17 protein-coding genes, 3 tRNA genes and 1 pseudogene are annotated in these 20,818 nt (G+C 42.2%); 8 read left to right on the forward strand and 13 right to left on the reverse strand.

Annotated elements, in window-relative coordinates; all coding sequences use genetic code 11:
- A partial coding sequence (locus VMW78_01240; GenBank protein HUV49634.1) for a Fic family protein occupies positions 1–517 on the reverse strand: 517 nt, incomplete at its 3' end.
- A 95-nt stretch (positions 518–612) separates the two neighbouring features.
- Between VMW78_01240 and VMW78_01245 the strand changes: the two genes are divergently transcribed.
- Positions 613–699, forward strand: a tRNA-Leu gene (locus tag VMW78_01245).
- A 614-nt stretch (positions 700–1,313) separates the two neighbouring features.
- Here VMW78_01245 and VMW78_01250 read toward each other — a convergent pair.
- From VMW78_01250 to VMW78_01260, 3 genes and pseudogenes are all read right to left on the reverse strand, one after another.
- Positions 1,314–1,478 (reverse strand): hypothetical protein, encoded by a 165-nt coding sequence (locus VMW78_01250; protein HUV49635.1) that lies wholly within the window; start codon positions 1,476–1,478, stop codon positions 1,314–1,316.
- Between the two features lie 27 nt (positions 1,479–1,505).
- Complete coding sequence (gene gltX, locus VMW78_01255; protein ID HUV49636.1) at positions 1,506–2,987, reverse strand: glutamate--tRNA ligase; 1,482 nt, start codon at positions 2,985–2,987, stop codon at positions 1,506–1,508.
- Positions 2,988–3,018: 31 nt separating this feature from the next.
- Positions 3,019–4,181, reverse strand: a pseudogene (locus VMW78_01260) (IS4 family transposase).
- A gap of 288 nt (positions 4,182–4,469) precedes the next feature.
- Between VMW78_01260 and ylqF the strand changes: the two are divergent.
- The 3 genes from ylqF (at position 4,470) to VMW78_01275 (ending at position 8,667) form a co-directional block, all read left to right on the forward strand.
- Complete coding sequence (gene ylqF / locus VMW78_01265; protein ID HUV49637.1) at positions 4,470–5,300, forward strand: ribosome biogenesis GTPase YlqF; 831 nt, start codon at positions 4,470–4,472, stop codon at positions 5,298–5,300.
- 162 nt (positions 5,301–5,462) lie between these two features.
- Positions 5,463–6,860 (forward strand): GTPase HflX, encoded by a 1,398-nt coding sequence (hflX, locus tag VMW78_01270; protein HUV49638.1) that lies wholly within the window; start codon positions 5,463–5,465, stop codon positions 6,858–6,860.
- A gap of 259 nt (positions 6,861–7,119) precedes the next feature.
- On the forward strand, positions 7,120–8,667 hold the full coding sequence (locus VMW78_01275) for a methylenetetrahydrofolate reductase C-terminal domain-containing protein (protein ID HUV49639.1): 1,548 nt from the start codon (positions 7,120–7,122) through the stop codon (positions 8,665–8,667).
- Between the two features lie 15 nt (positions 8,668–8,682).
- Here VMW78_01275 and VMW78_01280 read toward each other — a convergent pair whose 3' ends face one another.
- From VMW78_01280 to VMW78_01315, 8 genes are all read right to left on the reverse strand, one after another.
- Positions 8,683–8,883, reverse strand: a complete 201-nt coding sequence (locus VMW78_01280) for a hypothetical protein (GenBank protein ID HUV49640.1) — start codon at positions 8,881–8,883, stop codon at positions 8,683–8,685.
- A gap of 249 nt (positions 8,884–9,132) precedes the next feature.
- The gene (locus tag VMW78_01285; GenBank protein HUV49641.1) at positions 9,133–10,848 is read right to left on the reverse strand and encodes a glutamine--tRNA ligase/YqeY domain fusion protein; all 1,716 of its coding nucleotides are present in this window, start codon (positions 10,846–10,848) and stop codon (positions 9,133–9,135) included.
- Between the two features lie 256 nt (positions 10,849–11,104).
- Positions 11,105–11,182, reverse strand: a tRNA-Glu gene (locus VMW78_01290).
- A 7-nt stretch (positions 11,183–11,189) separates the two neighbouring features.
- Positions 11,190–11,265 (reverse strand) — tRNA-Lys (locus VMW78_01295).
- 56 nt (positions 11,266–11,321) lie between these two features.
- Complete coding sequence (locus tag VMW78_01300; GenBank protein ID HUV49642.1) at positions 11,322–12,770, reverse strand: TrkH family potassium uptake protein; 1,449 nt, start codon at positions 12,768–12,770, stop codon at positions 11,322–11,324.
- Positions 12,771–14,135, reverse strand: coding sequence for a Trk system potassium transporter TrkA (gene trkA, locus VMW78_01305; protein ID HUV49643.1), 1,365 nt, complete (start codon positions 14,133–14,135; stop codon positions 12,771–12,773).
- A gap of 161 nt (positions 14,136–14,296) precedes the next feature.
- Complete coding sequence (locus tag VMW78_01310; GenBank protein HUV49644.1) at positions 14,297–14,428, reverse strand: hypothetical protein; 132 nt, start codon at positions 14,426–14,428, stop codon at positions 14,297–14,299.
- Positions 14,429–14,440: 12 nt separating this feature from the next.
- Positions 14,441–15,361 (reverse strand): biotin--[acetyl-CoA-carboxylase] ligase, encoded by a 921-nt coding sequence (locus VMW78_01315; GenBank protein HUV49645.1) that lies wholly within the window; start codon positions 15,359–15,361, stop codon positions 14,441–14,443.
- 257 nt (positions 15,362–15,618) lie between these two features.
- On the opposite strand from VMW78_01315, the gene VMW78_01320 reads away from it, so the two are divergent.
- From VMW78_01320 to VMW78_01335, 4 genes are all read left to right on the forward strand, one after another.
- A complete protein-coding gene (locus VMW78_01320; GenBank protein HUV49646.1) occupies positions 15,619–16,368 on the forward strand; it encodes an AAA family ATPase in 750 nt (249 codons plus the stop codon).
- A 250-nt stretch (positions 16,369–16,618) separates the two neighbouring features.
- A complete protein-coding gene (locus tag VMW78_01325; protein HUV49647.1) occupies positions 16,619–17,572 on the forward strand; it encodes a histone deacetylase in 954 nt (317 codons plus the stop codon).
- Positions 17,573–17,814: 242 nt separating this feature from the next.
- Positions 17,815–18,483, forward strand: a complete 669-nt coding sequence (locus VMW78_01330; GenBank protein HUV49648.1) for a CBS domain-containing protein — start codon at positions 17,815–17,817, stop codon at positions 18,481–18,483.
- A 71-nt stretch (positions 18,484–18,554) separates the two neighbouring features.
- Complete coding sequence (locus tag VMW78_01335; protein ID HUV49649.1) at positions 18,555–19,394, forward strand: MBL fold metallo-hydrolase; 840 nt, start codon at positions 18,555–18,557, stop codon at positions 19,392–19,394.
- Positions 19,395–19,440: 46 nt separating this feature from the next.
- Here the strand turns inward: VMW78_01335 and VMW78_01340 are convergent, their stop codons facing one another.
- Positions 19,441–20,793: a sigma-54 dependent transcriptional regulator gene (locus tag VMW78_01340; GenBank protein ID HUV49650.1), complete on the reverse strand. Its 1,353-nt coding sequence runs from the start codon at positions 20,791–20,793 to the stop codon at positions 19,441–19,443.
- Positions 20,794–20,818: the final 25 nt, after the last annotated feature.

Consider the following 20,818-nt stretch of genomic DNA (forward strand, 5'->3'; position numbering starts at 1 on the left):
TCTCGAAATCCAGATGGAATCTTGCGATCTTATCGGCAAAGTAAGCAGTCTGATCCGCAGAATATTCCAGCAGAATCGTCTCCATCATGCCCTCCACCTGTTCCGGCGCCGGAGCTATATGTGTTCCCACGCGAACATATTCACCCGCCGTGCGGAACCGCCCCGCAATGGCGTCATTGATGTTTCCCATGAGCATCGTGTGCAGGAGCAGGATCATGTCTATGGAAAGCTCCGCTTCGCCGGCCTTACCTCTGGTGTATTCCATCACCCGCGCGAGATTTTTTGCTTCAAAAACCTCCCGGACCGAGACATTACGGGAGACCTCAAGTTCAAGCAGAATACGCTCGGTCTCTTTGAGCGTCAGGGTCGAATTCTCGATAGCATTTGAATTGAAAACGCTTTCCGAAAGCTCAGATTCATCAATGATCGCAAGCAAAGACTCCCTTCCCTTCCGAAGCTGATCGTATCGGGTTTTGAGAATCTTAATTTTGTCTTTTATAGCATTGTTTGTCGCCATGGGGGGGAGCATACACAATTAACGGCTATTTGTCAAGTATACGTTAATTTGACGGCAAAATGATGCAAATTAACGGTTTTTAGGCCCGGCCAAATGCCGAAGTGGTGGAATATGGTAGACACGCTATCTTGAGGGGGTAGTGGCTTACGGCCGTGCCGGTTCAAGTCCGGCCTTCGGCACCACGTTTGTAACCAGCCTTTTTTATCCATCTTTTGAGATCGTTGAAAAACGCTTCTCAAGTCATTGCGAGCAGCGAAGCGACGTGGCAATCTATTCGTAATTACAGGTAATTCGAGATTGCTTCACTGCGTTCTTGTATGCGTGTGGTCACGCATAGGCAGGCGCAATGACAGCATGCGGATTTTTCAAAGCCCTTCTTTTTTGAACAGCTCTTATGCAGTCTTATTTATTCAGTAATTTCATGTCCACTATTTATTTTATTTGGTGCACTTGCAACTTGAATTCACCATAGCTAAAATTTTTATGGATATTGGGGACGCCCTTTAGTTTTGCAGTTTACAAATTATCATTTGGCTTTCGGGACATCCCTTTACATTTAAAGTTTTGAAATGATGGTTACGGGTTGCGGCAAGAAATCTACTATGTTATTGGGTGGTAAGAGACCCTTGTATTAGTATGGCTCAAATAGCAAGGCGATTGAATCTCTATTGGCCGGGGTGAGTCAGTTGGTAAAGCGAGGGGAGACAATAGTACAATAAAAGGGCTACAATCTCATCGATCCTTAAGCCCAAATGTGGAAATATAAAGGGCGTCCCCAAACTCTTTCTTCATCTACCTATTTTCTACATTCTTCTTCGTCAAACAGGCCCCTCTTCTTTCCCAATTCCCTTTTTACGTGTTCCAAGGAAATTCCCTTCTTGTTACCGGTCTCGATCTCCTTCAGCCTTTCATCAAGCACAGATACTATGGGATCCTTTTTTCTGTCGCATACCAATACCAAGGTTTCTTCTCGGACAGCCTATCCCTCTTAGTCAAATAATGATACAGCCTTGCGCAAGCGCTCTACAACTCGCTTCTGCCCAATAGCAATAAGGATATCAAAAAGACCTGGCCCAACTGCCTGCCCTGTAACCGCCGCACGCATTCCATTTATCAAAACTCCCGCCTTTATGCCGAATTCTTCAGCCATATACCGTATCACATTCTCGGTTTCTTCAATAGAAAATGACTCTATAGCATCAATGCGGTCTGCCAAAATCGAAAACCAGTTTTTCAGGCCATCATGCTTTAAAATGTTTTTTTTCAGAGCTTTTTCTTCCATTTGATACTCATCGGAAAAATATGCTTTGCCAAGTGTGGCAAACTCTGTGGTAACATGATACCTGCTTCGAATAAGATCTATTGTAGCAAGGTACCAGTCACGTTTTACTGATTCAAACTCAGGATTCCAAATTCCAGCCTTTTCCAGTTCTGCCTTAACATAAGGCTCAATTTCTTCAACAGGAAGATTCCGAATGTAATGTGTGTTTATGCTCAAAGCTTTTGGATCTGTAAAAAACTTTGGATCATTTTTATTAACATTAAAAATAGAATTAGCTCTGTTTATTCCCTCTAATGAAAATGCTTCAACAAGTTCCTTTTTTGTAAAGATATCTCTGGAATCGGGTGTTGACCATCCAAGACGGACCAGAAAGTTTACTAAAGCCCAGGGCAAAAAGCCATGCTCCCTGTAAAAATGTACTGCGACCAATTCTCCGTGAGTTCGTTTTGAAATCTTGGCCTTTTGGGGATCAAGCGTTAAAGACATATGGGCAAATTCTGGAACAGATGCTCCAAGAGCTTTGTACAGCAATATCTGCTTTGGAGTATTTCCCAAGCCATCCTGACCGCGTATAACATGTGTTATCCTATCCCTTATGTCATCTACAGTATTGGAAAGAATATAAAGAGGCTTCCCATTAGATCGGACTATTACAAAATCATCTATATCTTCATACTTGTTTTCAATAAAACCATACACTATGTCTTTAAAACATACAGAACCTTCAACATGGGGTACTTTCAGACGAATTGTGCATGGAATTCCGTCCGCCTCTTTTGCAGAAACCTCTTCTGATGTTAAATTCCGGCATGTGCCATCGTAGTGTAATGAGCCTTTTTTCTTAAGAGATTCTTCACGCTTTCTATCAAGCGTCTCTTTAGTGCAAAAACATTTATATGCATGTCCTGATTCCAAGAGTTTTTGTGCGGCAAACTGATGTTCTTTAATGAATTGAGACTGAAAATATGGTCCTTCATCCCAGGTAATCCCAAGCCATTTCAAGCTTTCAATAATTCCCTTAATAGATTCTTCTGTAGACCTCTCCGCATCGGTATCCTCTATTCTCAAAATCAGCTTACCGCCTGTTTTTTTGGCAAAAAGCCAGTTGAATATAGCTGTTCTGGCACCGCCGATATGTAAATATCCGGTCGGACTGGGTGGAAAGCGAACTATTACTTCCTGAGTCATTTGCGATCACCTTTATATAAATAGTGTCCGGTTAACATTCAAATAATTTCAATTGGATATGTCCGATAGTAATTTGGTTTTTGTAATCACTTTGCGCCAGCACCTTATAAATAGGCTTTTTCTCAAAAAGAGATATACTTAAAATCTGCAAAACAGTGTAGAGAGTCAAATCAATTTTCAGCCGTTTTTTCATTATGACAACCAGAACATACGTTGATATTGCGATCCATATTTGAGTTTTAACAGCATTTTCCGATGTGCCAAAGAATTTTTTGATTCTCAAATGCTGTTTGATCCATTTGAAAAATATTTCCACTCGCCACCGGTAACGATACAACTCGGCAATCGTTAACGCCGGAAGCGTGAATTGGTAAGGAAAATGAATGTTCTTTCTTGTTCAGCATCGAAATATTTTATGCGACGTAGCTTGGCCGAATAATCTTTTTTTGCATAAAACCCCATTGGTAAAACTATTTGATCATATCTAACTTCAGTGGTTTTATCAACTTTTTGTGAATATAAACGGCAAAGCCCTGTATTGGTTTTAGAACGAGTCATAAATACGGCCAAGTACTGGTGTATTTGGTAAAGCCGCTGAAAATCCAAATAGGCACGATCCACGATATAGATTGCGCCCGGTTCCGGAATAAGATGATCGAGCACATTAACATCGTGAACTTTACCATCAGTAATTCAAATAAAAGTCGGGATATCGCCGCGCAAATCCAGTAGCGTATGTAATTTTACGGCTGCCTTGGTTTTGCGAAATCGAGCCCATGGAAAAACCGAAAGGCATAGATCAATTGTCGATAAATCAAGAGCATATACGGTCTCTTTCAATTCAAGGCCAAAATCATCTTCGACATACAGACTACGAGCTTCATGAATCAAAATTTGGGCAAAGTCGCTGTATATCTGCCAATCTCGAATTTCGTTGGCATCAGCCAAAGTGTTACGAGAGACCTTACCCCTTATACCAATATGGTAAAGTTTCTCCTGCATGGCCCGTAGACAGCGCTCGATATCACGTAAGCTTTCACGGTATGCCAGTTGAGCAGCCATAAATAAAAATTGATTGTAGCATGTAAAAGAATGTATACAGTGATTATCACTATAACGATTGACACATTGACTAAATTTTTTCTTTGGTAGAAAATCGATTGCCTGAGAGAAAATAGTTTGACCCTGGTTCATAGTGAGGCTCCTTTCGCATGTTTTTCTGCAAAAGAACCATAAAACCAGGTTTATGGCAAATTCAAATCGATCCCTTTGGATTTCGTCAATATTTAATATATATTAATATAGTTAACCCATGTTTCAAAAATCTTAACCGGACACTACTGGTGTCGATTAAATCTTGAGCGAGGAAGAAAAGGGGTCTACGCTTGACCCTGAAGCAAAATGGGTGACCTTTTTTTTCATGGATGTCCCCGGAACTATGTATTTAAAAAAACTGCATTTAAAATAAAAATGGTGTTTGTAATGACTGAAAATGTAAACTGGTTTCCAAAACATATGAAAGATTCTGAGGATCTTTTAAAAAAGAACTTGAAAGCAGTAAATATTGTTTTCGAGGTTTTGGATGCAAGGGCTCCCTTATCCAGTAAAGATATGAATATTGATAGAATAATCGGGCAAAAAGCAAAAATTGTAATTTTGAATAAATGCGACCTTAGCAGTAATTATGGCAACAAAAAGTGGGTTTCCTTTTTTAACAAAGGGGATACCGAGGTTGCGTTGGTAAGTGCTGTTAAAGGTGATGGTTTAAAAAATATTACAAATTTAGCCCGTAAGGTAATTAATAAGGCTGGAATTAAAAATAAAATCATAAGAGCCCTGGTGGTAGGTATACCCAATGTGGGTAAATCCACTTTGATAAATTGCATGGCCGGGAAAAAAAAGGCCAGGGCCGCCAATAAGCCTGGAGTTACACGGGCTAAACAGTGGATAGAGGCAAAATCACAATTTGAACTTCTGGATACTCCTGGAATTTTGCGCCCCAGAAAAGATAAAGAAACTTTTACAAATCTCGCCTTTATCGGAACCATAAATGATGATGTTCTGGATGTGACGACGCTTGCATCTAATCTTATAGAAAAACTGGTTGAAATTGCCCCGGAAGAATTATGTGCCAGATTCAAAATTGATATTAAAGATAAAACGCCCCTTGAAATTCTGGAAAATATTGCAGCCAAAAGGGGCTGCCTTTTGAAAGCTGGTATTGTCGATTACCTGCGAGTGTCCAGTATTGTTTTGGGTGAATTCAGGAAAGGGAAACTGGGTAAAATTACTTTAGAATATCCCGATTGTTAATGGAAACGAAGAAACCTATGACCTTGCAACGGGGATCGGTTAAGCTCACCTGCAGCTATGGGGAGCAAACCAGGATAGATTTGAAAAGATGAGATGACGATAGATCCCCATAAAAATATAAAAACAACATTTTAAATTGAATACGGATGGTCAAACCAAAAGATGATCGAACAATCAAATGATAACAAAGGAAAGAAAACGGCGGTCTTGTTTTCAGTTCAAACTCATGGCGTTTCCGATGAGGAGAACGATTCGTCTCTTCTCGAACTCAGGCGCCTGGTTAAAACCATGGGCCTCAAGGTCGTCGCAACGCTAACGCAACGCCGCCCAAAACCTGATATGGGGACCTTATTGGGCGCTGGAAAATTAAAAGAACTTGCCGGCTATACCGGCGGCTCTGGAATTGTTGAAGGATTTAGCCGGAAATCAGAAGATGAAACCTGCGACGACATTGACGAAGATTATCCAGTCGGCAGTCTCGCCGGCTCAGATGAAGAGAGTTCAAGCGATGACCCAATGGCAAAAAACAGCGTGCAAGCCAATGTTGTCGTCTATGATGGTGAAATTTCCACTAAGCAATTGAAAAACCTTGAACAAGCGACCGGCGTAGAAGTTTTGGACCGAACCGGTGTGATCCTCGAAATATTCAGCCGTCATGCCAAAAGCAGGGAAGCCCTTATTCAGGTTGAGATCGCCAAACTGGCTTATTTGGCGCCAAGGATAAGAGCATCTCGTATTGGAGGTGATCGCCAAGGCGGCAGTCTTGGATCTAAAGGAGCAGGAGAGACTTCTCACGAGCTCGACAAACGTCGCATTCGAGACCGCATATCCGAGTTAAAGACACGCCTTGTTGGCATTCGCGACGAGCAAATTAGACGGCGCAGCCGCAGGAAAGAAAATTTCCAGGTCTCTCTGGTTGGTTATACCAATGCCGGCAAGTCGTCGCTAATGCAAAAGCTGACCGGCAGCGATGTATTGGTACAGGATAAATTATTTGCAACCCTTGATACCCGTGTAAAAGCTATGCAGCCAGAGGCTTTTCCGCCTGTACTCGTCTCCGACACCGTTGGATTTATCAAGAAATTACCTCACGATTTAGTTGCATCTTTCCAATCTACTCTTGATGAGGCGCTTGCCGCTTCGTTACTTTTGTTTACGGTCGATGTCTCCGATCCGGCTTTTCGATCTCAATTGGTTGTGACGCAATCGGTCCTGAAAGAGATCGGTGGTGAAAAAATTCCAAGCCGGCTAATCCTGAACAAAATTGACAAACTCACAACCGGGGAGCTGGAAGAGCTACACCGTGAATTTCCCGATGGAATCTTCATCTCTGCGCATAACCCCGAGGATGTCGCATTTCTACGAAAGAAAATTCTTCAGTATTTCGAATCAAATATGATCGAAACTACGATGGTGATCCCGTACGACAAAGGACACCTTTTAGGACAGTTAAGAACCAAAGCCGGCATCATAAATGAATCCTACGATGAAACAGGAACGGAAGTAACATTCAAGACTTTCCCGGAAACATTAACCTGGTTACAAAAAAAGATGGATTAAACAGATGGGAACTTGCTTTTTTCGGCGCAATCCATGGTAGAGATCCGTCGTCGAACGCAGCCTTAGGGAAGTAATGGAGAAATTATTGAATATGAAGCGGTATTTTATCGAACCTCGCCTTATTCAGTGAGGAATTATAGTGAAGAAAGTCTTTAAGGAAATACGGAAACTCGCTGAATTTGACAAAGATTTCAAGAACCTGGCGAAAAGGTTTAAACGCGCTCGCTATTGCGATTCAATTAAAGTTTAAGATAACCATATGAATTCTAATCCCAACGAAAAAAACAGATTCAAGGAATCACTTCTAAACAAAAACGTGTTTGCCATAACGTGCGAACTGGTCCCGGGCAGAGGGTCCAGAGGCAGAGTCCAGGACAATCTCCTTGCTTTTGCTGAAAAGGCCGCCTTGGGAGGAAAAATCCAGGCCTTGAGCATTACGGAAAATGCAGGCGGGCATCCTGCCCTTAGCCCTGGGGTATTGGGGAAAGAGATCTTAAAGCTCGGAATCGATCCTCTTGTGCACTTGACGTGTAAGGATAGAAATCGAAATCAGATGGAAAGCCGTTTGTTTGCGCAAGGCAGAGAGAAAATGCACAATCTTCTTGTCATGGGCGGGGACTATCCTCGTTACGGTTTTAAAGGGTTTGCCAAACCGGTATTTGATCTGGACACGGTGCAGCTTATAGCAATGGTTGATGAGATGACCAGGGGATTTGAGGTGGAAAAGGATGCGCCCGGGGGTGGGACCAAACTCCCTCCTATCCCTTTTTTCAAGGGGTGTGTTATTTCTCCTTTTAAGAAGCTCGAAGCAGAATTAATGACCCAATATTTTAAGCTGCACAAAAAGATTGCCGCCGGCGCCGATTTTGTCATTACCCAGGTAGGATTTGACGCGCGCAAGTTTGATGAGGCGCTCCGGTATATGCGACAAAACAGCATGGGCATCCCGATACTGGGAAATGTATATATACCGAGCACGACTGTGGCTTCAGTCATGCATCAGGGATCGGTTCCGGGCTGCGTAGTGACCGACAAACTGATGTCCATGTATAAAGAGGAAGCCCGGCTTCCGGACAGAGGGAAAAAGAATCAATTAATTCGCGCCGCCAAGCTGCTTGCCATCCTTAAAGGTCTTGGGTTTGATGGTGTGCACATAGGAGGTTCCCAACTTACCTATGAAGATATAGACTTTGTACTGGAAAAGGGGGAAGAATTTTATCCCGACTGGCGGCAATGGGCACGGGAGTTCTCTTTTCCGCAGGAAGGGGGTTTTTACTACTATGAACCGGATCGTAAAACAGGGCTGAACACGGATGCGCCGGTCAATCGACACCAAAGCGTCCCCCGAAGATCGGCAAGCTATCGTTTTAATAGATGGGTTCACAAAACAGTTTTTGACCAAAAGGGATGGTTATATCGTCCAACAAGAGCTGTTTGTCGTAAAATATCCGGAACATCTCTTGAAAAACTATTTACGCAGCTTGAATATATCATTAAATTTATCGGTTTTGAATGTCTGATGTGCGGAGACTGTACACTGTCTGAAACAGCCTTTTTATGCCCGCAATCGCAATGCGCAAAATATCTTCTTAATGGCCCCTGCGGCGGGAGTCGCAGTGGATGGTGCGAGGTCTATCCAGGGGTCAAACAGTGTATTTATGTTCAGGCTTATGAGCGCTTGAAATCGTTTGGTGAAGAAGGGAGCCTCAAGGAAAATATTGTCCCGCCAAGGGACTGGTCATTAAACCGGAAGTCCTCCTGGATCAACCATTTTATGGGAAATCGAGGATCAATACAAACCCGTTGAATGATACCCACCAAATTAATCGAGTGCTTTTAAAGCGTTGCGCAAAAAATCGTTACTTTTAGCCGCCATCTTTATCATTTCTTTGACGTGCTCCGAACTCTTGTTCTTTCCCGCTGTTTCCAGTTGTTTGGCAAGTATCTCATATTCCTTTTGATGATGATCATTGTGTGTGATCCAGTTCTCCATCCTAATTCTTGTCTTTTCAATAAAATCCATTAACAAAGCCTCCCTTATCTAATCTTCCACCAACAAAATACGGTGATCAACCAAATTCATCTCCCCTGTTTTTCACCTTCCCGGCTTTATTTTAGTCTCGAAATTTCTATCCGCCCCAGGCAGATTTGCCGGTGAAAAAATAGTTGATGAACCGGAAAAGAGAACCTATCTTTATGCATATAACACGAGGTTGCAGTTCTTTTCGTGGAGAGACTTTGGTGCCAAATCCTGCACTGTCAGGATAACAGGTTAAGGCCGGCGGTCCTGTTTTTTTTCTATTTTTGCCCATGAATCACGCAGGGTTGCTGTCCTGTTAAATACAAGCCCACCCTCATGAGAATCAACAGAATCCACGCAAAAATAACCAAGCCTTTCAAACTGATACCGGCTTTCCAGTTTTGCGCGCGCAAGGCATGGTTCAACATGGCAGGATGTTAGTGTTTCCAGGGAGTCTGGATTCAAATAATCCATAAAATCAGCTCCGGCTTTTACCCCTGTCGGGTTTTCTTTTATAAACTGACGATCATACAAACGGACTTCAGCCTTGATTGAATGAGGCGCGGAAACCCAGTGAAGGGTTCCCTTGACCTTGCGTTCATCCGAAGACCAACCCCCTTTTGTGTCAGGATCATATGTGCAGCGCAGCTCAATAATTTTGCCGGTTTTTTCATCCTTTACCACCTGCTCACACTTGATATAATAGGCGTATCTCAATCTTACTTCACGGCCCGGCGCCAGTCGAAAAAACTTTTTGGGCGGATCTTCACGAAAATCCTCCTGTTCAATATACAGGACCCTGGAAAACGGAACCTTCCGGGTCCCCATGCCCGGATTTGTCGGATGATTCTGAGCCTCCAGTTCCTCTGTCAGGTCTTCAGGATAGTTGTCAATAACCACGCGAAGCGGTCGCAATACACACATAACCCTGGGGGATCGTTCGTTCAGATCTTCCCTTATGCAGTGTTCCAGCAATGCACAATCTACAATACTTTCCTTTTTGGCCACTCCGATGCGATCAGAAAATACCGTGATAGATTCCGGCGTATAACCGCGTCTCCGCAAGCCTGACAGGGTCGGCATCCGCGGATCATCCCATCCGGAAACATGCCCCTGTTCAACCAGTTTTAAAAGCTTCCGCTTGCTCATCACTGTGTAGGTCATGTTGAGCCTGGCAAACTCAATCTGCTGAGGATGACAATCTACATTCAGCTCGTCAAGTATCCAGTCATAAAGCGGCCGGTGGTCTTCGAATTCAAGGGTGCAGAGGGAATGCGTAATCCCTTCGATGGAATCGGAAAGACAATGAGCATAATCATACATCGGATAAATGCACCATGTGTTGCCGGTTCTGTGATGCGCCATGTGTTTAATCCGGTAAATAACAGGATCACGCATATTTAAATTCGGGGATTTCATATCAATTTTTGCCCGAAGCACATGCTCACCGTCTTCAAATTCTCCTGCCCGCATCAGCTCAAACATTTCCAGGTTTTTTTCAATCAAACGGTTGCGCCAGGGGCTGTCTTCCCCAGGTTCGGTCAGAGTACCGCGATACTTTCTTATTTCTTCCGCACTCAGGCTGCACACATAGGCTTTACCCTTTTTTATAAGCTGAACAGCACACCCGTATAGTTGATCAAAATAGTCTGATGTATAATAGAGCCGGTCACCCCAGTCAAATCCAAGCCACCTGACATCTGTTTTTATTGATTCAACGTATTCGACATCCTCCTTGCCGGGATTGGTATCATCAAATCGCAAATTGCAAATGCCTCCTTCATGTTCGGCGGCAATTCCAAAATTAAGACAGATCGACTTGGCGTGTCCGATATGCAGATAGCCGTTCGGTTCCGGCGGAAACCTTGTTACAATACGGCCGTTGTTTTTGTTCGCCTTCAAATCTTCAGCAATAATATTGCGGATAAAGTTTGACGGAAGAGAGGATTCTGTTGCATTATTATTCATTAAACATTCCCTGTTTTTTTTTTGTGATGTGTTTTGAGATTTTTTTAGCATAAACTCTCTATAGGTGTAAATGCTTTTCCCATCAAAAGACCGCCGGGCTATTAAAATCACAAACAGAGGGGATATTTACAGCAGCCCTATCTGAGCACAATAAACACGCGCCTTCTCTAAAACTTCTAAAAACCATGGGAAATGCACTGGGGATTGACCTGAAAGACGTTGCTATCAAATAGGCTGGGGGCAGTGATGATAAAAGTGGCGTCCCCAACCGGATTTGAACCGGTGCTGCCGGCGTGAAAGGCCGGTGTCCTGGACCAGGCTAGACGATGGGGACACATATATGGTGGGCCGTGCGCGACTTGAACGCGCGACTCTCTGCTTAAAAGGCAGATACTCTACCAACTGAGTTAACGGCCCTGTTAAAAGAGTAAATACCTAATAGTAAATTCTATGGTTGTCAATAAAAATAGTTGTTATTTGCGCCAGAATTCAGGTACAAAAAAAATTATTACCGTGTAAATTTCGAGCCTTCCCAAAAGCATGCACCATATAAGCAGCCATTTTCCGGCAAATGGTATTTGCGCGTAGTTGTCAACCGGCCCGACAATCCCAAAACCCGGTCCTATGTTTCCGATAGTGGCTGCAACTGCGCCAAAAGAGGTAATAAAATCCACCCCCATGCCCGCAAGCAGGATAGAGCAAAAAACAAAAAGGCTCATATAAAGGGCAAGAAACCCTAAAATACTTCTCATTATATCATCTGAAACCGGTTTGCCTCCTATTTTTATTTGTGTAACCGCATGTGGATGAATAAGGGCAAACAGTTCTTTGTAACAATACTTAAAACAAAGCATGACACGGATGCATTTCATACCTCCGCCGGTCGAACCTGCTGAAGCCCCCATAAACATGCAAAACAGAAGGATAAGCTGGGACATGGCAGGCCATTTTTCGTAATCAGCTGTTGCATAGCCCGTGGTCGTAATAATAGAGACCACCTGAAAAGCTCCAAAGCGAAATGCCTGGCCGATTTTTTCGTATATTGAGCCATAAACATTAAATGACACGACAACAATCAACAGAAAAACAAAGGTAAGAAAAAACCGGCATTCTGAATCGCGCCAGAAAGCGAGCGGTTTCCCTCTGAGCATTTGGTAATGAAGCGAAAAATTTATCCCGGCAAGCAGCATAAAAAAAATGATTACAATATCAAAATACAGGCTGTTGTAGTGAGCAATTGAAGCGTTTTTTATTGAAAATCCACCTGTAGGCATTGTTGTGAATGTGTGGCACAAAGCTTCATAAAGATTCATTCCACCTATCAGCAGAAGAACAACTTCAGCCAGAGAAATGATGGCATAAACCTTCCACAGAATCATGGCCGTATCCCTTATTCGTGGCTTTAGCTTGTCCGGGACAGGGGTTGGAACCTCTGCCTTGTAAAGCTGCATGCCGCCGACCCCTAAAAATGGAAGAATAGCCACAGACAAGAGTATGATACCCATACCGCCAAGCCACTGCATAAAGCTTCTCCAGAAAAGGAGCCCTTTTGATACAGCCTCTACGTCGGTTAAAATCGATGCTCCGGTTGTAGTAAACCCGGAAACCGATTCAAAAAAAGCATCCACAAAACAACTTATTTCACCGCCCAGATAAAACGGTAATGCTCCGAACAGTCCTGCAAGCGTCCATCCTACGGCCACGATTGCTATCCCTTCACGCTGGCTGATGAATTCCGCCTTAGCTTTCCTGAAAACCATGTGAAGCAAAAAACCTGAACATATTGTTATTCCAATAGACTTTAAAATAGGTATAACGCTTTGGTCGTTGAAATAAAGACCAGCCATAAGGGGGAATATCATGGTTAGCCCCAAAAAAATGGCCGACACACCAACGATATTAATTATATAACGCCAGCGCATTTAAAAATATTCCAGTTTAACTGTGAGGATTTTCTCAACATTCGGGATGGCTTTTTTTCTTGCAAATATTATTATCATGTCGCCGGGATTTATAATGGAATCGCCGGCAGGGATAATAAAATTCTCTTCATGTATTATGCCGGCAACAAGCGCCCCCTTTGGAAAGGAAATATTCTTTAGAGGTTTGCCCACTATGTCTGAAGTTTCAAGAGCCATCGCCTCCATGAATTCAGCCTGCTCACCTTTAATTGATATGGAGGAAAGCACCTTGCCGCGACGAATATGCTGCAAAATTGTATTGATTGCGGAAAGTCGTGGGCTGACAACCTGTTCAATCCCAATGGCCGACATCAAGGGGAAATAGCTGAACTTGCTGATCTTTGTGATTGTTTTGCGCGCCCCCATTCGTTTGGCAAGCAGCGAAGCTAAAATATTAATCTCCTCATCGTTTGTCAGCGTAACAACCACATCAATATCCTGGATGTTTTCCTCTTTCAGGAGTTCTTGATCGGAACCGTCTCCATGAAGCACAACAACCTTATTCAATTTCGCGGCCAACTTGGCACATCGGTCGGGGTTTTTTTCAATTATTTTGGTATAAATAGATTTTTCATCAAGCAATTTGGCCAGTCTTAGTCCTATTTTTCCTCCTCCTATTATAAGAACGCGCTCTGCAGGCTCTGCATGCTTATCAAAAACAGCCAGAGTATCTAATAGTTTTTCCTCTTCACAAATAAAATATACAAGGTCTCCGGCCAATAACGCGTCATCTCCACTGGGGATAATCAGCTTTTCCTCGCGGATAATGGCAATAATAAGAGGCCTTTGTTTTTCTGATATGCTGGAAAGCTCTGAGAGACGGGTCCCGGCCAATCGTGCATCCTTATCCAAACGAATTGCGATAAATTTGATACGACCATCTGAAAATTCTCCGACGTCAACGACACCGGGCATATTCATCATTCTGTCGATTGTTTTTACAACCTCGATCTCAGGATTGATTAAGGTGTCTATATGAGGAGCATGTTTGCGGAAATTGTCATGGTATTGATCAAAACCCGCATTCCGTATTCGGGCAAGTTTTTTTGTTGACGGAGAAAGTATGTCAGCAACAAGACATGCCACAAGATTTGCTTCGTCACTGTTTGTCACGGCAAGGAGTATTTCAGCATCTTTGAGGCCTGCCTCCTCCAGTGATAAAGGGCTGCTTCCCGACCCGTTTACAACCTGAACGTCTAGATTATCGGATACGCGACGGATTGCTTCAGTATCTTTGTCAACAACAACCACATCTTTGTTTTCATTAACCAGGCGGCTTGCAACATGAAAACCAACCTCGCCTGCACCTATAATTACTACTTTCAATTAAGTATGCTCCTTGTTGTAACATTTTTTTGTTCTTTCATGTTTTGCTTAAGAGCACACGCGCTTATGCAAAATTCACAATCCGCAACATCAACCTTTTTTTCATAACCGTGAACCGACAATTATAAATATTTACAGTTTACTATAGATAGGCTTATGTGTCAATTGTTGACGAGCAGGACGATGGAAACCCGGCCTATTGGTATTGAAAGGTATGCGCCTGCGGCAATTAAGGCTGCAAAAAGTGAAGTATATGCTGCTTTGCGAAGCTGTATGGAACGATTTGTGTTCACATCTATGTCCTCTTACACATGAAAACAGTCGCCGTATATAACCTTTTTAATTGATCCGTCCGCTAGTTCCAGAATCAGCGTTCCGTTTTCATCCACATCTATTGCGACCCCTTCGGATATATCATGACATGTTACTACCTTTACGCGCCGGTTAAGGGTTATTGTATGTTTTTTCCATTCAGAGATTACATTATCAAGGTTCGCATTATTAATGTAGCTTTCAAACTTATCAAGAAACTCAGAAAGGAGCTGTTTTCTTGATATTTTTTTGCCGAGAATACACCTTAATGAAGTAGCGGTGGGTTCTTTGGCGGCTGGATCGTTATTCACGTTTATACCAAGACCGATATTTATAAAAGAGACCCTGTCCGATTCCGCCTCTATTTCAGACAGCATTCCGGATATCTTTCTGTTGTTGACCAGTATGTCGTTGGGCCACTTAACCACAGCATCAACACAAAACATTTGACGCAACAATTGAACAAGAACGAGTGAGGCTGCAAAATTGAGCCTCAGGCTTAATATAGGAGGTATCTGCGGCCTGAGCACGATGGTAAAATAAAGCCCCCCTTCTGAAGAATGCCAGATCCTCTTTAAACGACCTCTGCCCTTTTTCTGGCATCCGGCGATTACAACAGTAAAATGTGAGCATCCCTTCCTGGCAAGCTCTCCGGCAATATCCATTGTTGATGTTACTTCAGGAAAAAAGTGGATATTTGATTCTCTATCTGGAAATTCCCATGGGAAAAGAGCATCAATAGAGTCCATAAGATGGTATCCTGTTGTGCTTGCAATAATATTATATCCTAAATCCTGAAGTTTGCGGACATGTTTCCATATAGAAACGCTTGATATCCCAAGCTCAGAACTAAGCCTCTCGCCTGAAACAATCCCTTTTTCTCTTTTGAATATTTTAAGTATCTGTCTCTTCATTCCGGTTAACCATTTAAATTTATAAAGTTAACGAGATGCGGGATATGTGTCAATAATATTCGACAGGCACAAAATTTAATATAACTTTGAGCAGATCGGTTTTTTACACAAAATCCATATCGAATTTTGTGATAAAATTTTAGGTTGACTGTTTCATTTATCTGACTTACTTATAAAAACTTCTTTAAAGCGTAAACCCCGTCTCGCGGGGCTCCAATCCGCCGCAAGCGGATTCGATCATAAGGAAACCGGATAATATGCCTTTTGTAATCGCCCTTGCAGGAAAGGGAGGTACAGGAAAAACCACCTTAGCAGGTATGCTGATTAAATATTTAGTCAGCAAGGGGAAAATCCCTGTCCTTGCGATAGATGCCGATTCCAATGCCAACTTAAATGATGTGCTTGGCCTTGAAGTCGTCTATACGCTCGGTAATGCCCGCGAAGAGATGAAAAACGGCAACGTTCCCGTCGGTATGAGCAAGAATGTTTTTATGTCAATGAAACTGGAACGTGCTATAGTTGAAGCACACGGATATGACCTGTTAGTTATGGGGCAGCCTGAAGGTTCAGGCTGTTATTGTGCTGCAAATAATCTTCTTGCAGGATTTATGGACAGACTGAGCGACAATTATCCTTATATTGTCATGGATAATGAGGCTGGGATGGAACATATAAGCCGGTTGACCACAAAAAATGTTGATCTCCTTCTCGTTGTTTCCGACACATCAAAACGCGGTCTTCAGACTGCCTCAAGAATTAATGAACTCGCAAAAAATCTCAGCGCAGTGTCCGGTAAAAGCTATCTTGTTCTAAACAGGGCAAGTGAGGCTTTACCCGATCCGGTCCGTAATATGATTAAAAATGAGGAGCTTGAGCTTGCGGGAACAATACCTGAGGATAGCGCGGTATACGAATTTGACTTAAATGGACGTCCGACAATCGAACTGCCACATGATAATCAAGCCGTAAAAGCGGCCTTTATGATATTTGATACAATTATCAAGTAAGATGAACTAGTAAAAAGTCATTTTGCGAGCGACATTGAGCAATTTTGGAGAAAGATTCAGGTCGAGCCTGGCGTTAAAAATTGCAAGCTGTTTGAGGGCATTAGCCCGAGTTCTTGCAATTTAGCCGGGTGAAAGCTGAATCCCAAAATTGGTCACAGAGAGAGTAAAATTAGACTTTTTACGAGTTCATCAAGTAAGGCTATGTTATAAAATGTTCGACTCGCACTAACCACAATTTGAAGAAAAGCATATGAAAAAAACAGGTTTTTTATTTGACGAAAGATATCTGCTTCACGATACCGGTTCCTATCATCCGGAAGTGCCTGCAAGACTTCAGGCTGTTTATCAGGGGATAAAAGAGGCCGGCCTTCTTGCCGAGCTCACTTTGATTCATGCCAGCTTTTGTGATCTAAAATGGATCGAGGCTGTACATGACAAAGAATATATTAAGCGTTTTAAAAAGGCTTGTGTTACAGGTAACTCGACATTCGACTGCCCCGACAACAGAATATGTCCGGCAACATATGAAACGGCGCTTCTGGCTGTCGGAGGTGTCCTTGATACAACACGTCTTGTCATGAATGGCGAAATCGATAATGCCTTCTGTGCTGTGCGACCTCCCGGGCACCATGCTGAAATCAACAAGGCAATGGGATTTTGCTATTTCAACAATGTAGCGATTGCAGCAAGGTATCTGCAAAAAGAATGGGGCATAAAAAGGGTTGGAATCGTTGATTTTGATGTTCATCATGGCAACGGTACGCAGCATATATTTGAAGATGACCCGGATATCTTTTATTATTCAATCCACCAGCACCCTTCATTTGCTTATCCTGGCACAGGGAGAGAATTCGAAGAAGGGGAGGATGCTGGATTTGGATTTACCAAGAATTCTCCGGTATTACCCGGCAAGGGAGATGAAGAGTATAAGCGTCTTATAAAAAGGGACCTTTTTCCTGCCTTTGAATTATTTAAGCCCGAGGTAATCATTGTATCCTCTGGCTTTGACGGTCATGTGGATGATGACATGTCGGATATCAAGCTGTCAACTGAAGCATTTTCATGGATAATAAAAAGCGTGGTCGAAATGGCTGATAAGTATTCAAACGGAAGGTTGATCTCCGTTCTTGAAGGAGGATACTCCCTTAAACGTCTTCCCGAGCTTGCAAAAAACCATGTTGAAATTTTGCTGAATTACAAATAATAATGGAATTTAGCTTTTAAACAAAACTTAATAGTTCAGCCACAAAGGCACTAAGGCAACAAAGTTATAATATAATTCTCTTTATACCGTGTTACAGGATTTACGATATAAAATACAGAAAAGAACAGAGAATAATCCTGCATCATAAATAAAATTTAAAATTCATATCTCTTTTTTGAGCCTTGGTGGCTAAACTGTTGAAACAAGACAAGAGATTTTGAATAAAAGCAGTGGAGGGGAAAATGTTTGTCAGCAAATCGATGACTAAAAAGATTATCACAATCAACAAAGATGCTGATATTTTTGAGGCAAGGGATAAAATGGCCGAGCATCGAATACGTCATCTTCCGGTTGTAACCATGGATTATCACCTTATCGGAATAGTTTCGGATCGTGATATTAGAAGCGCTATGCCTTTAAGCGATTACAACAGCAAAAAAATGACTGCTAAAATTGCAAAACTCAAAATAAAGGACATAATGACAATAGATCCTGTTGCCATTTCTCCATTACATACCATTCAAGATGCCCTTGTGCTTATCCAGCAGACACGTGTTGGGGCGTTTCCTGTTGTAGATGAAAAGGGAAAGCTCATAGGTATTATCTCTGTGCGCGATCTTCTTCGCGCGTTTATCAATGTTATTGGTATGGAAGACCCCGGAATACTAATGTGCATCATTGTGGAAGAAAAACTCGGCCAGATGAAAAAAATTGTCGACGCAATAACTGAAGAAGGCATTTCTTTTGGAAGTATTATGGTAGCAAGATACTGGGATGAAGAAAAACGGGCGGTTTTTCCATATCTATTGACTCAAAACATAACCCCTTTAAAGAAAAAATTTAAAAACATGGGCTATGAGGTGCTTGACCCGATGAAATGGTATATTGATCAGCTGCCGAAAAACGACTGAAGCAGGCAGCTTTTATGTAAAATCAAATTTCCATTAAAGTTGGTTTTGCTTAAAAGGTTTTAAAGGTTAAAATGCTTATAAAATGCTGGGGATCAAGAGGTTCCATTCCTGTTTCAGGTAAAGGATATCTCAAGTATGGCGGTGACACCGCATGTATAGAAATCAAGGCAAAAAGTAATGACATCATAATAATTGATGCCGGAACAGGGATTCGAAGGCTCGGCAATCAATTGATGGGAGAGAAAAACTCTACCTATAATATCATCTTTACCCATGCCCATTGGGATCACGTAATGGGACTTCCCTTTTTCAAACCTCTATATTCTAAAAGCGCCACTCTACGGATGCATAAATGTCCCTTTCACAATAAATTCGTGGAAAACATACTTCCCATGCTAATGTCTCCTCCTAATTTTCCTGTAAAATTCTCCAATTTAAAGGCAACTATATATTACGAAGAAGCATGCTCCAAAGAATTTAAGATCGGATCAGTATCTATAACCCCTATCCGTATCAGCCACCCCAACGGCGGCAGCGGATATAAATTCATTGAAAATAATAAAACTTTTGTTTTTCTGACAGACAATGAACTTGGTTTTGTCCATCCAGGAGGTCTTTCATATAAAGACTATCTGGAATTTTCTTCAGGTGCCGATCTGCTTATTCATGACGCCGAATACACGCCTGACGATTATGAAAACTATATAGGATGGGGCCATTCTGAATATACTCGTGTGCTGGATCTGGCCTTTGAAGCCGGAGTAAAAAAATTAGGTCTATTCCATTTAAACCAGGAAAGAACAGACAGGGAAATGGATGATATTGTCAAAAAATGCAATACCATCATAGCTGAAAGAGGAGAAAACCTTGAATGCTTTGGTGTTAGCAGCGATATGACCTTTGAGTTATAAATATGAGACCTTGAACCGTGCACCTTGGAACCCTGAACCTGAGTAGTTACATGCTTTTCAGCTTTTTATACAGGTAGCTTTGCTTAACCCCTATTGATTCGGCTGTTTTTGCAACATTATTATCGTATTGCAAAAGTTTTTTTTGGATAAATGCTTTTTCAAAGGCCTTTTTTGCATCATTTAAGCAATCGATTATAAACAACCGTGATTCAACAAGCCCCAAACCTTGCCCAAGGTTTGAATTATATGGAGCCGGTATATCGGAAACATCAATTATATCGTTTCCCGCCATGATAGCCATCCGTTCCACAAGATTCTTCAGCTCTCTGACATTTCCAGGCCATGAGTAGGCGCATAAGGTATCGAGGGCTTCTCTGGTTATTTTCTTTCTTTTACTGTGATTTTGTTTTGTGCTTTCATCTAAAAAGGTTTCAACAAGAAGCGGAATATCCTCGCAACGATTCTTCAGGTTTGGGACTTCGATAGGTATTACATTCAACCGAAAGTAAAGATCCTCCCTAAAGCTTCCTTTTTCAATCTCCTTTTCAAGATCTTTGTTGCTGGCAGCAATTACCCTGGCATTGACGCTTAATGTTCTGCTTCCTCCAACACGCTGGAATTTTTGTTCCTGCAACACTCGAAGAATTTTGGCCTGTGTTTTTAAACTCATATCCCCTACTTCATCAAGGAAAATCGTTCCTTTGCTTGCCAGCTCAAATTTGCCTCTTTTCTTTTTGGTCGCTTCAGTAAACACCCCTTTCTCGTGGCCAAACAGCTCGCTTTCAATCATTTCTTCAGGAATTGCGGCGCAACTGACGCCAACAAAGGGTTGATCCGCCCTTGAGCTTAACTGGTGAATTGTACGTGCGACAAGCTCTTTGCCTGTGCCGTTTTCTCCTGTAATAAGTATCCATGCATCTGTCGGGGCTGCAATCGCTATCTGCTTTTTCAGCGCCACGGTTGGAGAGCTGTCTCCGTTTATCGAGTGCTTTTCTATTGTTTTTTTACGAAGATATCTGTTTTCCTCTTCAAGCCTCCTGAAGTTTAGCGCATTATTAATCGCAACAATCACCTTGTCAATCGAAAGCGGTTTTTCAATTAAATCAAACGCTCCAAGCTTTGTGGCCTTAACAGCGGTCTCTATTGACCCGTGCCCCGATATTATTATTACCTGAATAAAAGCATTATTCTTTTTTATCTCCTTTAATGTCTCAATTCCGTCGATACCCGGCATCCATATATCAAGCAAAACAAGATCCGGCGACTCGCTATCTATAATCTTTAAGGCTTCATAACCATTGGTTGCCGTTATGACCTCAAAACCTTCATCATAAAGCAGGCCGCTTAAAGACTGAACTATGGATGGTTCGTCGTCAACAATCAGAACAGATGGAAACATATTGCAAAACTCCTTCTATAAAAAA

It is taken from the genome of Anaerolineae bacterium (assembly GCA_035529315.1).
Classification (GTDB): Bacteria; Desulfobacterota; Desulfobacteria; order Desulfobacterales; family ETH-SRB1; genus Desulfaltia.

Excerpts from the sequence above, each read along its gene's own strand:
- hflX (HUV49638.1), top strand. The coding sequence starts at position 5,463 with ATGATCGAACAATCAAATGATAACAAAGGAAAGAAAACGGCGGTCTTG.
- VMW78_01280 (HUV49640.1), bottom strand. The coding sequence starts at position 8,883 with ATGGATTTTATTGAAAAGACAAGAATTAGGATGGAGAACTGGATCACA.
- VMW78_01320 (HUV49646.1), top strand. The coding sequence starts at position 15,619 with ATGCCTTTTGTAATCGCCCTTGCAGGAAAGGGAGGTACAGGAAAAACC.
- gltX (HUV49636.1), bottom strand. The coding sequence starts at position 2,987 with ATGACTCAGGAAGTAATAGTTCGCTTTCCACCCAGTCCGACCGGATAT.
- VMW78_01335 (HUV49649.1), top strand. The coding sequence starts at position 18,555 with ATGCTTATAAAATGCTGGGGATCAAGAGGTTCCATTCCTGTTTCAGGT.
- VMW78_01340 (HUV49650.1), bottom strand. The coding sequence starts at position 20,793 with ATGTTTCCATCTGTTCTGATTGTTGACGACGAACCATCCATAGTTCAG.
- VMW78_01315 (HUV49645.1), bottom strand. The coding sequence starts at position 15,361 with ATGAAGAGACAGATACTTAAAATATTCAAAAGAGAAAAAGGGATTGTT.
- VMW78_01300 (HUV49642.1), bottom strand. The coding sequence starts at position 12,770 with ATGCGCTGGCGTTATATAATTAATATCGTTGGTGTGTCGGCCATTTTT.
- VMW78_01330 (HUV49648.1), top strand. The coding sequence starts at position 17,815 with ATGTTTGTCAGCAAATCGATGACTAAAAAGATTATCACAATCAACAAA.
- VMW78_01275 (HUV49639.1), top strand. The coding sequence starts at position 7,120 with ATGAATTCTAATCCCAACGAAAAAAACAGATTCAAGGAATCACTTCTA.
- VMW78_01285 (HUV49641.1), bottom strand. The coding sequence starts at position 10,848 with ATGAATAATAATGCAACAGAATCCTCTCTTCCGTCAAACTTTATCCGC.
- VMW78_01325 (HUV49647.1), top strand. The coding sequence starts at position 16,619 with ATGAAAAAAACAGGTTTTTTATTTGACGAAAGATATCTGCTTCACGAT.
- ylqF (HUV49637.1), top strand. The coding sequence starts at position 4,470 with ATGACTGAAAATGTAAACTGGTTTCCAAAACATATGAAAGATTCTGAG.